Source organism: Gilliamella sp. (genome assembly GCF_024104075.1).
GTDB lineage: Bacteria > Pseudomonadota > Gammaproteobacteria > Enterobacterales > Orbaceae > Gilliamella > Gilliamella bombi.
This window is the reverse complement of record NZ_JAGGHR010000004.1, coordinates 23592-37074: the sequence shown is the minus strand read 5'-3', so window position 1 is coordinate 37074 and position 13483 is coordinate 23592. Positions and strand designations below refer to the sequence as shown.

At 33.9% G+C, this 13483-nt stretch carries 12 protein-coding genes; 8 read left to right on the top strand and 4 right to left on the bottom strand.

Annotated features, from left to right (window positions below; translation table 11 throughout):
* Positions 1-75 precede the first annotated feature (75 nt).
* Positions 76-1680, top strand: a complete 1605-nt coding sequence (locus J6569_RS02235) for an NAD+ synthase (protein WP_296317401.1) — start codon at positions 76-78, stop codon at positions 1678-1680.
* A gap of 24 nt (positions 1681-1704) precedes the next feature.
* Entirely contained in the window at positions 1705-2043 is a 339-nt protein-coding gene (gene glnB, locus J6569_RS02230; RefSeq protein WP_034910467.1) for a nitrogen regulatory protein P-II, read from the top strand.
* A 6-nt stretch (positions 2044-2049) separates the two neighbouring features.
* On the opposite strand, the gene J6569_RS02225 is transcribed toward glnB, so the two are convergent.
* Positions 2050-2673: a hypothetical protein gene (locus J6569_RS02225; protein WP_051634156.1), complete on the bottom strand. Its 624-nt coding sequence runs from the start codon at positions 2671-2673 to the stop codon at positions 2050-2052.
* A 326-nt stretch (positions 2674-2999) separates the two neighbouring features.
* On the opposite strand from J6569_RS02225, the gene J6569_RS02220 reads away from it, so the two are divergent.
* Positions 3000-3626: a TfoX/Sxy family DNA transformation protein gene (locus J6569_RS02220; RefSeq protein ID WP_085163889.1), complete on the top strand. Its 627-nt coding sequence runs from the start codon at positions 3000-3002 to the stop codon at positions 3624-3626.
* Positions 3627-3779: 153 nt separating this feature from the next.
* Here the strand turns inward: J6569_RS02220 and rhlB are convergent, their stop codons facing one another.
* A complete protein-coding gene (gene rhlB, locus J6569_RS02215; protein ID WP_065609437.1) occupies positions 3780-5009 on the bottom strand; it encodes an ATP-dependent RNA helicase RhlB in 1230 nt (409 codons plus the stop codon).
* Positions 5010-5159: 150 nt separating this feature from the next.
* Here rhlB and trxA point away from each other — a divergent pair, with 150 nt between their 5' ends.
* The 5 genes from trxA (at position 5160) to nrdG (ending at position 11660) form a co-directional block, all read left to right on the top strand.
* A complete protein-coding gene (gene trxA / locus J6569_RS02210; RefSeq protein ID WP_085163891.1) occupies positions 5160-5486 on the top strand; it encodes a thioredoxin TrxA in 327 nt (108 codons plus the stop codon).
* Between the two features lie 363 nt (positions 5487-5849).
* Positions 5850-7112 (top strand): transcription termination factor Rho, encoded by a 1263-nt coding sequence (rho, locus tag J6569_RS02205; protein WP_034910472.1) that lies wholly within the window; start codon positions 5850-5852, stop codon positions 7110-7112.
* 172 nt (positions 7113-7284) lie between these two features.
* Positions 7285-8700 (top strand): NADP-dependent phosphogluconate dehydrogenase, encoded by a 1416-nt coding sequence (gene gndA, locus J6569_RS02200; protein ID WP_034910475.1) that lies wholly within the window; start codon positions 7285-7287, stop codon positions 8698-8700.
* A 343-nt stretch (positions 8701-9043) separates the two neighbouring features.
* Complete coding sequence (gene nrdD / locus J6569_RS02195) at positions 9044-11179, top strand: anaerobic ribonucleoside-triphosphate reductase (RefSeq protein WP_296317399.1); 2136 nt, start codon at positions 9044-9046, stop codon at positions 11177-11179.
* 16 nt (positions 11180-11195) lie between these two features.
* Positions 11196-11660: an anaerobic ribonucleoside-triphosphate reductase-activating protein gene (nrdG, locus tag J6569_RS02190; RefSeq protein WP_174798878.1), complete on the top strand. Its 465-nt coding sequence runs from the start codon at positions 11196-11198 to the stop codon at positions 11658-11660.
* A 13-nt stretch (positions 11661-11673) separates the two neighbouring features.
* Here nrdG and can read toward each other — a convergent pair whose 3' ends face one another.
* Together can and J6569_RS02180 are read right to left on the bottom strand one after the other, a co-directional pair.
* The gene (gene can / locus J6569_RS02185; protein WP_034914468.1) at positions 11674-12333 is read right to left on the bottom strand and encodes a carbonate dehydratase; all 660 of its coding nucleotides are present in this window, start codon (positions 12331-12333) and stop codon (positions 11674-11676) included.
* Between the two features lie 46 nt (positions 12334-12379).
* On the bottom strand, positions 12380-13432 hold the full coding sequence (locus tag J6569_RS02180; protein ID WP_296317397.1) for an FAD-binding protein: 1053 nt from the start codon (positions 13430-13432) through the stop codon (positions 12380-12382).
* Positions 13433-13483 lie beyond the last annotated feature (51 nt).

The window sequence follows — 13483 nt, the reverse complement described above, 5'->3', positions numbered from 1 at the left end:
CGATAAAAAAGTGGCAGTGCAACTTAGAATCATTTAAACTTATCAATAATTTCTATTTGTGATATTAAATTTTATATGTCTTTATCTATTGTTTTAGCACAAAAAAATTGGCGTGTGGGCGACATTGAAGGAAACGCTCAACAGATTATTGAATTGATAAATAGCCACTCATCCGATGATCTCATTATTTTTCCAGAACTTGCTTTGTGTGGTTATCCACCCGAAGATTTAATTTTTCGTTCTGATTTTAAAGCTCGTTGCCAAAAAGCATTATCGTTGATTCAACAAGCGAGTCGGTACTGTGCAGTTATTGTTGGACATCCGCATTGGCAAGATCAAAATATTTATAATGCCCTTTCATTTTTTTATGATGGCGAATTGTTAGCTCGCTATCATAAACAGCGATTACCTAATTATGATGTATTTGATGAAAAGCGTTACTTTATAGCTGACAATCAAACTTGCGTAGTTGATTTTAAAGGTAAAAGGATTGGTTTACTAATTTGTGAAGATCTTTGGCAATTTGAGCCAGTTGATAATATCCATAAGGCTCAGGCTGATTTTGTTGTGGCTATTAACGCTTCGCCTTATGACTGCGACAAGCAGAAAAATCGTCGAGAGTTAGTTAAACAGCATGTTAAACGAACAGGTTTACCTTTCATTTATGTTAATCAAGTGGGTGGTCAAGACGAGCTGGTGTTTGATGGCGGATCATTTGTTTGTAATGAGCTTGGTGAAATTGTTTGTCAGCTAAAATCATTTGAAGAGCAAGTTTCTTCTTTTGAATATGGTGTAAATCATCAGGCGATAATTGATAATAATGGAAATGATCAATTAGCTTCAGTTTATGATGCATTGGTACTTGCAACTCGCGATTATGTTACTAAAAATGGCTTTCAAGGTGCAGTATTAGGGCTTTCTGGAGGGATTGATTCAGCTTTAACCCTTGCTATTGCAGTTGATGCGCTAGGAAAAGATAAAGTGCAGGCAGTGATGATGCCATTTCGTTATACAGCCGATATTAGTATTGCTGATGCCAAAGAAGAAGCTGAAATATTAGGGGTTGAATTTGATATTATTTCGATTGAGCCAATGTTTGATGCGTTTATGGCATCGTTAAGTCCAATGTTTGTTGGTACGTCAAAAGATACTACTGAAGAAAATCTTCAAGCACGTTGTCGTGGTGTTGTTTTAATGGCACTATCAAATAAACGGCGCAGGCTGGTGCTGACAACGGGTAATAAAAGTGAAATGTCGGTAGGTTATGCAACTCTTTATGGCGATATGGCTGGTGGGTTTGATGTTCTGAAAGATGTGCCTAAAACCATGGTTTTTGCATTGTCAAAATATCGGAATACTCGTTCTTATGTTATTCCTGAAAGAGTGATCACTCGCCCTCCATCAGCAGAGTTGGCTCCAGATCAAAAAGATGAAGACAGTTTACCGCCTTATGATATTTTAGATGGAATTTTGAAAGGTTATGTCGAACTTGATCTTTCCGTTGAACAACTTATTGCGCAAGGTTATGATGAAGCAACTGTAAGGCGTGTTATTAAATTGGTTGATATAAATGAGTATAAACGTCGCCAATCAGCGGTCGGTCCGAAAATAACAGCTCGTAACTTTGGCAAAGGTCGCCGTTATCCTATTACTTCTGCTTTTGGATTTAAAAATTGGTGATCTTGAATTAAAGGTAAATTAAATATGAAAAAGATTGAAGCTATTATTAAACCATTTAAATTAGATGATATTCGAGAGGCACTTGCTGATCAAGGTATTACAGGTATGACAGTTACTGAAGTTAAAGGTTTTGGTCGTCAAAAGGGGCATACTGAACTTTATCGCGGTGCGGAATATATGGTTGATTTTCTGCCGAAGGTGAAAATTGAACTTATTGTGTCTGATGATATTTTAGAAATGTGTATTGAGACTATTATGAAGACAGCACAAACCGGTAAAATTGGTGATGGCAAAATTTTTGTTTATAACGTTGAACAAGTCATTCGTATTCGAACTGGCGAAATGGATGAATCTGCGATTTAGTTTAAATTACTGAATGTCAGGTCGTTCTTGTTTGAGTAGCTCAGAAGTCACAATACCTTGGATCGAACAAATAAGAAGGTTCATATTTGGGCTTTTTTCGAGTAATAGCAGTTTTTCGGTGGTATCTGGAGCTGGAATGGTTTTAACACCGACAACAGTTCCGGTATTTTTATGCCAAGTTTGGAGATCGTCATTAATATTACGAATCTTTGGATTTGCGATATACAGTAGGTTATCTTCCATATTTTTCCAATCTACAAAATTCAAAGCATCTTTGATTTGATTAATATCATTATCGATTATAAATCCCCAGAAATAATATTTTCCCATTTTGCCAAGATCCATGGCACTATCATAATAGCCAATGATTGTTAGGTTTTTATAAGTCATAGGAGTTTTGAAATAAACGTAGTTTTTAGTTATATCAGAGCGATTTTCAATAACAATATTGGCTTGATTTTTATTAAAAACTTTTATATTAGTATATTTTTCTAGTTCATTTTTATTGCTATAAACTTCTTTAAAAAAATCAGAGTTGCAAAGCATTAACGAATCAATCAATGGCACTTTATCGGCTGATGCGATAAAAGAATAAAATATAAAAAATAGAGTAATGATGTTTTTTATCATATTGATTCGATTAGGCAAAATTTAGGTACCAAAATTAATGACCCCGTGATTGTATAATTATTACGACAGAATAACAATGTTAAAGCTATTTTCTTTTTTTCTAACTATTTAGCTTTGTCTTTCTTTGCTAAAACTCTTTACAAAAATTAATTTAATTTCACAAAAATATAATTTATCAAGTAATAATGTATTTTATATTTATATATGGAATGCAGATCGCATATTTATGTATTAATTTAGAAATAGTTTGAATATAAAATAACTATAATTTAGATTAACTATTAAGTTACTTCAGTTACTCAATAAAGTTTAGATGGAAATTAATTATGTGCTCAACATTTGCAAATCGAATTTTAACAGAGCTTTCTGACGTTGAAGATATTTCAATTAAAACGTTTTTTGGAGGATTTAGTGTTAATAGTAAAGATATAATGTTTGGTTGGGTTACCCAAAAAAGCTTTTATTTAAGAGGGCATCCAGATTATCGTTCACTTTTTATTGATTTGGGTATGCAGCCATTAAGTATAACGACAGGCATGTCTACTAAATTGCTTGATTATTATAAGGTAGGTAATGAACTTTTTAAGGATCATGAAAAACTGTTTTCTATGGTACAGATGGTGATAAAGTATACTAAAAAAGAGCAATATGAAAAAAACGAAATCAAAGCAAAACGGATAAAAGAGTTGCCAAATATGACTTTGTCGTTAGAAAGGTTATTGTGTAGTGTTGGAATTAAAGATGTTGATACCTTTCAAAAGGTAGGTTATTTGAATGCATATTATAAAATAAAACAAAAAAAAGAAACCATTTCCATTAATATATTGTTTGTTTTATATAGTTCTTTACATCGTTTTCATGTTGCAACTTTGTCCAAGGAGACTAAAAAAGAAATTGAACTTGAATATCAATGTTTTTTAAACCAGATGGATAATGACTCATATAAAGAATAATTTTGACTGGCTATGTTGATCAAAGTACTTATAATAATATCACCATAATAATAACAGTTATCTAAAAATGCTTTACGATGAAGTATAATTACATTTTTAGATAATTTTTTATGGTTGATATTATTTATGTTTTCTATCTACTATTTAGTTTAGTCAATTTGATGGTTTTCTACGTGGTGGACGTCTAAATGGTTTTGGATGAGGCAAATCAACCAGTAGCGCAGAAGGATCATATTGGCTAACAGGAATAGCATGATCAATTGCTTTTTCAATAGCAGGTAAATTTTGCGAATAACGTTCACAGGCTAATGAAATTGAGTAACCTCCAGCTCCTGCACGCCCTGTTCTTCCAATTCGATGACGATAATCATCACAATCATCGGGCAGATCATAATTAAAAACGTGAGTAACATTAGGTATATGTAATCCTCTGGCTGCGACATCGGTAGCAACTAAAATATCAAGATGACCTTGGGTAAATTGTTCTAAAATTGATAAACGTTTTTTCTGAGCAATATCACCAGTTAATAATCCAACACGATGACCATCAGCGATAAGGTGCCGCCAAATCTTTTCGCAAGTTACTTTGGTATTAGCAAACACAATGCAACGATCAGGCCATTCTTCCTCAATTAGTGTTTGTAAAAGTGCTAATTTATCTTCGTTAGATGGGAAAAATAGTTCTTCTTTAATGCGATGCCCAATTTTTTGTTCTGGTTCAACTTCAATATACTGAGGATTATTCATATGCTCAAAGGCTAATTCACGCACGTTGTGTGTTAATGTTGCAGAAAACAACATGGTTAATCTTTTTTGTGGTGGTGTCATATGTTTGAAAACCCAACGTATGTCACGGATAAATCCTAAATCAAACATGCGATCGGCTTCGTCTAATACGACAACTTGAATTGCGTCTAAATTAATATAATTTTGCTTTGCATAATCAATCAATCGTCCTGTTGTGGCAATTAAAATATCGACCCCTGTGGAAAGCATTTTTAATTGTTTATCATAGCCATCACCACCAAAAGCTAATCCTAATTTTAATCCTGTTTCTTCAGATAGCCGTTCAGCGTCATGGTATATTTGTACAACTAATTCGCGTGTAGGGGCAATAATTATTGCCCTTGGTTGATTTATTTTGTGATCAGGTAAAGGCTCATGATTCAACAAGTGATTAAATGTTGATGCTAAAAACGCCATGGTTTTGCCTGTTCCTGTTTGTCCTTGCCCTGCAATATCCATTCCGTTAGTGGTTAGCGGTAATGTCTTTTCTTGAATTGGTGTGCAATAAACAAATCCTTTTTTTTCAAGTGCTTTTAACACTGAAGGATGAAGAGGAAATTGACTAAAAGTTGTTTTGGTAAGATATGATTGAATCATTATTGTTGTGAATATAATTATCAGAATTGTCAGATTATAACACACTAAATATAGTGACATCACTAATAATTATATCCTATTATACTAATTGCTAGTAGAGAAATTCAAAGTATTCTATTATTGTAAAAAGTAAAAATGTAGGAGACAAAAATGAGTGATAATATCGTTCAGTTATCAGAAGCAACTTTTGATAAAGTAGTTAATGAATCATCGAAACCAGTACTCGTTGATTTTTGGGCTTCATGGTGTAAGCCTTGTAAAATGGTTGCTCCGATTTTGGAAGAAATAGCTCAAGAATATAGCGATAAGATAGTTATTGCCAAATTGAATATTGAAGAAAATCCCAATATAGCACCTAAATTTGGTATTCGAGGTATTCCTACTTTATTGATTTTCAAAAACGGACAAGTAGCTGCCACTCAAGTAGGAGCTTTATCTAAAGCTCAACTTAGAGATTTTATTAATCCTCAATTGTAATAGTTACTTTATGTTTTTATAATATGGTTAATAGAGTAATGAATTTTGCATTACTCTTTTTTTGTGTCTTTAATTTTACTAGATTTATTAATTTATAATAGTTATATTCAATTAATTGTAGACAAATTAATGATTTTAGTGTAATCTGTGCTTCTCTTACATGTATCCCTTTCTGTAATTCATTGTTTTTATTGGTAAAGTGGTGAAATTCTATATTCAAATGTTCAATTATCATCAAAAGCTTAGCAATCGATTGAATTTAAGTGTTGTAAGAGAGCTTTTTTATAAGCGAATTAAACAAATATACAAAAATAATATTAAATTGCAAACATATCAATTTTATCCTCAAGAATTTTTAACATTATGAATTTAACTGAATTAAAAAACACTTCTGTTTCCGAGCTTGTAGCGCTTGGAGAAAAAAAGATGGGGCTTGAAAATCTTGCCCGACTTAGAAAACAAGACATTATTTTTGCAATCTTAAAACAACATGCCAAAAGTGGTGAAGATATTTTTGGTGATGGCGTACTGGAAATTTTGCAAGATGGATTTGGCTTTTTGCGTTCAGCTGATAGCTCTTATTTAGCTGGTCCTGATGATATTTATGTATCACCAAGTCAGATTCGACGATTTAATTTAAGGACTGGTGATACCATTGCAGGTAAAATCCGTCCGCCAAAAGAAGGTGAACGATATTTTGCTTTGTTAAAAGTAAATGAAGTAAATCACGATAAACCAGAAGATGCCCGCAATAAAATTCTTTTCGAAAACTTAACTCCACTTCATCCAAATTCTCGTTTACGAATGGAACGAGGTAACGGTTCTACCGAAGATATCACCGCAAGAGTTCTTGATTTAGCATCACCAATTGGTAAAGGTCAACGTGGCTTGATTGTTGCACCACCAAAAGCAGGTAAAACAATGCTTTTACAAAATATTGCACAAAGCTTAGCGGTTAATCATCCTGAATGCGAGTTAGTTGTATTAATGATTGATGAGCGTCCCGAAGAAGTGACCGAAATGCAGCGTCTAGTTAAAGGTGAAGTTGTTGCATCGACATTCGATGAACCAGCAGCAAGACATGTTCAAGTTGCTGAAATGGTTATTGAACGCGCAAAACGTTTGGTTGAACATAAAAAAGATGTGATTATTTTATTAGATTCGATCACCCGTTTGGCTCGTGCATACAATACAGTTGTTCCTTCATCAGGTAAAGTGTTGACTGGTGGTGTGGATGCGAATGCATTACATCGTCCGAAACGTTTTTTTGGTGCAGCACGTAATGTGGAAGAAGGTGGTAGTTTAACAATTATTGCAACAGCATTGATTGATACTGGCTCTAAAATGGATGAAGTTATCTATGAAGAGTTTAAAGGTACAGGTAATATGGAAGTCCATTTATCGCGTAAAATTGCTGAACGTCGTGTGTTTCCTGCTATTGACTTTAATCGTTCAGGTACACGTAAAGAAGATCTAATGACTTCGCCTGATGAACTACAAAAAATGTGGATTTTACGCAAAATTCTTAACCCAATGGGTGAGACTGATGCAATGGAGTTCTTGATCGATAAACTTGCCATGACTAAAACTAATGATGAGTTTTTCGAAATGATGAAACGTTCATGATTTATTCAGTTGATAGTAAATATCATTAAAGTCATGAAAAAGAGCCGTATTGTATTCTGATACGGCTTTTTTTATGGCAAAATATAGCGTAATTTATAAAACTTAATTAAGTTTTAGGTGTTGTTAAAACCTTATGGTTAAGGTTATAGAGGTTTAATAAAGGAGCCAAATCATGTCAAAACAACAAATCGGTGTTATTGGAATGGCAGTTATGGGGCGAAATCTTGCGCTCAATATTGAAAGTCGAGGATTTTCTGTTGCTATTTATAATCGCTCTAAAGATAAAACAGAACAAGTCATGGCTGAACATTCTGATAAGAAATTGGTTCCTTATTATACAATTGAAGATTTTGTCAATTCTTTAGAAAAACCACGCCGTATCCTGATTATGGTGCAAGCAGGTAAAGGTACCGATGCGGTAATTGATGAGTTGCGTCCACTTTTAGATAAAGGTGATATTATTATCGATGGCGGGAATGCCTATTTTGAAGATACAATTCGTCGAAACAAAACATTGTTAGCAGAAGGATTTAACTTTATTGGTACTGGTGTTTCAGGTGGCGAAGAGGGAGCGCTAAAAGGTCCATCAATTATGCCTGGTGGGCAAAAAGAGGCTTATGAACTAGTTGCTCCTATATTAGAGAAAATAGCGGCTAAAGCTAATGGTGAACCTTGTGTTGCCTATATCGGTCCAAATGGTGCAGGTCATTATGTAAAAATGGCACATAATGGCATTGAGTATGGCGATATGCAACTGATAGCTGAAAGCTATTCGGTATTAAAACATGCTGTTGGTTTAACTAATGATGAACTTGCTGAGGTGTTTACAGATTGGAATAAAGGCGAGTTAGACAGTTATTTAATCGAAATTACCGCTGATATCTTTAAGCATAAAGACGAAAACGGTAATTATTTAATTGATGTGATTTTAGATGCGGCAGGCAATAAAGGTACAGGTAAATGGACCAGCCAAAGTGCTTTAGATTTGGGTGAGCCTTTATCTTTAATCACTGAGTCTGTATTTGCTCGTTATCTATCAGCAATTAAAGATCAGCGAGTTGCGGCAGCAAAAGTGTTAAAAGGTCCTCAAAAAGCGCCTTATAGTGGTGATAAGCAGGAGCTCATAGAAAAAGTCCGTAAAGCACTGTATATGGGTAAAATTATCTCTTATGCACAAGGTTTTGCACAGCTAAAAGCTGCTTCTCATAAATATCAATGGAATTTAAATTATGGTGAAATAGCTAAGATTTTTAGAGCAGGGTGTATTATTCGTGCACAGTTTCTTCAAAAAATTACTGATGCTTATGCCGATAATAATGAGATTGATAATTTATTGTTAGCGCCTTATTTTAATCAAACAGTTGAGGCTTACCAACAATCATTACGTGATGTGGTATCTTTAGCGGTACAACAAGGTATTGCTGTTCCAACACTTTCAGCAGCGATTGCTTATTATGATAGTTATCGATCAGCGGTATTACCAGCTAATTTGATTCAAGCTCAGAGAGATTATTTTGGTGCTCATACCTATGAGCGTATTGATAAAGAAGGTGTGTTCCATACCGATTGGTTAAATATTGAATCTTAATATTTTCAATTTATAATCTTATTTTGCTATACAAGAGTGCAAGTAAGTTTGCACTTTTGTATAGCTTTTTCCCCTTTTGTATCTCAATATTTCATAACTCCTTGTCATTATTGATTTTAAATTTGTCAAGTGATTTCATTTATTAAAAAGCCTAGAAAAACACTATATATTGTGTATAATTGAATATTATTTACTATATATAGTGTTATTTAAGCGATAGAAAGCCTCGGGATTATATCAAAAAACTAATGATTTGATAAAAAATGAATAATAACAACGAATATTAATGTTGGTATAACACCTGTGACTAACGCGAGTTATTGATGGATATTGAGGAGTATATATGCCTGTAGTAATAAAACGAGATGGTTGTCAAACTGCATTTAATGAGACTCGAATTAAAGATGCAATTGTCAAAGCAGCTGTGGCGACGAATGTTCATGATCCTGATTATTGCGAAACGGTTGCTCGTGTTGTTACTAATCAAATGAGCGAACGTGAAAGTGTTGATATCAACGAAATTCAAAATGCAGTTGAAAATCAGTTAATGTCAGGCCCTTATAAAAAATTAGCGAGAACTTATATTGAGTATCGTCATGATCGTGATCGTGCTCGAGAAGAACGTAGCCGTCTAAATCAAGATATTCGAGGGTTAATTGAGCAAAGTAATGTCGCCATTTTAAATGAAAATGCTAACAAAGATAGCAAGGTTATTCCAACTCAACGTGATTTACTTGCGGGTATTGTAGCAAGGCATTATGCGAAGCAGTATTTATTACCTAAAGATATTTCTCGTGCTCATGATTGTGGTGAAATTCATTATCATGATTTAGATTATGCGCCATTTTTCCCTATGTTTAACTGTATGTTAATTGACTTAGATGGTATGTTAACTAATGGTTTTAAAATGGGTAATGCTGAGATTGAGCCTCCAAAATCAATTGCTACAGCAACTGCGGTAACTGCACAAATTATAGCGCAAGTGGCTAGCCATATTTATGGTGGCACGACCATTAATCGTATCGATGAAGTTTTAGCAAAGTTTGTTACTATTAGTTATAACAAACACAAACAAGTGGCTGAAGAATGGAATATCCCAAATCCAGAAGCTTATGCTGAAAGTCGCACTCAAAAAGAGTGTTATGATGCATTTCAATCTCTTGAATATGAAGTAAACACTTTACACACAGCTAATGGACAAACTCCGTTTGTTACTTTTGGTTTTGGTTTAGGAACTAGTTGGGAATCACGCTTAATTCAAGAGTCTATTTTAAAAGTTCGTATCAAAGGATTAGGTAAAAATCATAAAACAGCAGTTTTTCCAAAACTTGTTTTTGCCATTAAAGATGGTATTAACCATAAACAGGGCGATATTAATTATGATATTAAGAAACTTGCACTTGAGTGTGCAAGTAAACGGATGTACCCAGATATTTTAAATTACGATAAAGTTGTTGAAGTGACGGGTTCATTTAAAACGCCAATGGGTTGTCGAAGTTTCTTGGGCGTTTATGAAGAAAACGGCCAGTTAATTCATGATGGGCGCAATAATTTAGGTGTAATTAGTCTAAATTTGCCTCGTATAGCTATTGAAGCTAAAGGTGATGAAGCTCGATTTTGGGGAATTTTAGATAAACGTTTAGAACTATGTAAAAAAGCATTAATGACGCGTATTGCTAGACTTGATGGCGTAAAAGCAAGAGTGGCACCAATTTTATATATGGAAGGTGCTTGTGGTGTAAGGCTTAACGAAGATGACAATGTTTCTGAAATTTTCAAAAATGGGCGAGCTTCAATTTCTTTAGGTTATATTGGTCTTCATGAAACATTAAATGCACTTTACGGAAATCAAACGCATCCATTTGATAGTGATAAATTACGCGAAAAAGGTGTGGCAATTGTTGAGCGTTTACGTAATGCGGTGGATCAATGGAAGAACGAAACTGGTTATGGGTTTAGTTTATATAGCACACCAAGCGAAAATTTATGTGATCGATTTTGCCGACTTGATACGGCTGAATTTGGTGTAATTCCAGGTGTTACTGATAAAGGTTATTACACTAACAGTTTCCATCTTGATGTTGAGAAAAAGGTTAATCCGTACGAAAAAATTGAATTTGAAAAACCTTATCCTCAAGTTGCTAATGGTGGTTTCATCTGTTATGGCGAATATCCAAATATGATTAACAATATCAAAGCATTAGAAGATGTTTGGGATTATAGTTATTCACGAGTTCCTTATTATGGGACTAATACGCCAATAGATGAATGTTATGAATGTGGTTATACCGGTGAATTTTCTTGTACCAGCAAAGGCTTTGTTTGCCCAAGTTGTGGTAATCATGATTCTTCAAAAGTATCGGTTACTCGTCGTGTTTGTGGATATTTAGGTAGTCCTGATGCCCGCCCATTCAATGCAGGTAAACAAGAAGAAGTAAAACGTCGAGTTAAACATTTAAATAATGGTCAAATTGGTTAATAATCAATAAATATTTATGAATTATCATCGTTATTATTCTGTCGATGTTGTTAATGGGGAAGGAACTCGCTGTGTTCTTTTTGTTGCCGGGTGTGTACATCAGTGCCCAGGTTGCTATAACAAAAGTACATGGGGAGTAAATTCTGGTTTACCATTTACACAAGCACTTGAAGATCAAATCATTAAAGATTTACAAGATACTGAAATAAAACGTCAAGGATTATCGCTTTCTGGCGGTGATCCTTTGCATCCTAAAAACGTTGCAACTATATTAAAACTGGTCCAACGTGTTAAATCTGAGTGCGATAATAAAGATATTTGGCTTTGGACTGGGTATAAGCTTGATGAGTTAACTGCTGAACAACAAGCAGTTATTCCTTATATTGATGTGTTAATTGATGGAAAATTTGTGCAGGAACTTGCTGATCCTCGTCTATTATGGCGAGGAAGCAGCAATCAAGTTATCCATCGTTTTAAATAAAATCATGGGCTAATTAGTGAGATTTATGTAAATTTAGAAGATAAGAAATAGCTTCTCGGTAGTTAATTTCAAGATTTTCGCTACTTGATGAAGTGATATGCAAATCAGTAATTTTGCCATTATGAATCCCATAAACCCAACCATGTAAATTAACTTTTTGACCTCGTTGCCATGCGGATTGAATAATTGTAGAGTGTCCAAGATTGTATACTTGTTCAATTACATTAAGTTCACATAAAACATCCAAACGGATATCGGGAGGAAATTCCCCTAGAAGTGAGCTGTTTCGAAACCAAAGATCACGAATATGCAGTAACCAGTTATTAATTAGCCCTAAATCAGGATTTTCAACCGCATCACGAATTCCACCACAACCTAAATGACCACAAACAATGATATCTTCAATTTTAAGTACATCCACTGCATATTGAACGACAGATAAACAGTTTAAATCAGTGTGTATTACAAGATTACCGACATTACGATGCACAAATAACTCACCTGGCTTTAACTTAATGAGTTTTTCTGCTGACACACGACTGTCTGAACAGCCGATCCATAAAAATTTAGGATTTTGTTCAACTGCAAGTTGTTTAAAAAATTCAGGATCTTCTTGCTCTATTTTTTCTGACCATTCGTGGTTAAAACGGATCAGATCGTTTACATCAAACATAATTAATATTTCCCAATATATTTCATTATTATTTTTTTATTTTAAGTTATTCAATATGCTGAATCTTACTTTTCATTATTAATTTACGCCACAAAGGAGTTGTTAATAGTTTGGCTTTAACAATTTTACTATAAAGTTTGAAGCGTAATGGTATTGTACGTTGATAATAACATTTATTAGGTTTTGGATGGCCACTATTTAATATTTTACTTAAAATTTCAGCGCTATCTAAAGCATAGCTAATACCTTCTAACGAACTTGCACTAATAAAACCAGCAGCTTCACCAATTAAAAAAATATTTTCATTACCAGTATAAAAATCACGTAGCCGATTTGGATAAACCACTAAACATTTTTCTGTTTTGAGAGGTTTGCCAAAAATAAAACCTTGTGTAGTCAATTTTTCTTTTAATTGTTCAAAATTTTGATTCGCTACTTTTTTAGGAAAAGCACCGCCAAAGATAAAATAACCATTTTTTGAAATACTCCACGAGTAGCAATTTGTTAATTCATTGTCGAATATACAAGAATTAAATGGAGTTGGATGTTGCTCTATAAACCATTGTTGTATCGCTACATATTGTCTTATCGTATGTTGAGGATATCGCATTCGTCTAACCAGAGAATTGGCACCGTCAGCACCGACCACATATTGAGCAGTGGCGTTGTGTTCATTTTTATTTTCATCAAGATAAGTGATCTGATAACCATCAATAATGCGTCTTACTTCTTTACAGAGTGTATTATGAAGGACGGTTACATTTGATGGTATTAGTGACTTTAGCCACAGATCAAATTTGTGCCGATCAAAACTTACATAACTCCGCTGATAATTGCGAACAAGTTTGGTTTGTAAGTCATAAGTTCTGACACTAAAAATTTGAGGATCAGTTAAAATATCAGCGGGTAAGTTTATATTTTGCCTAGCAAAGGCTTTTTGTGCATCATCTGCTAATAGTCCCCCACAAGGTTTATGAAATCCTTCATTTCCCGTTTTATGTTTTGTATCTAATGCAATGACTTTGAATGAAGGACTCAGTAAACGGGCTAGCGTACTGCCAGCAGGTCCTAGTCCTATAATTGCGATATCGTAATCCATGTTATTGTATAGTTTGTTTTATAATGTTTAAAAAACCGTTTATGTTAGCAA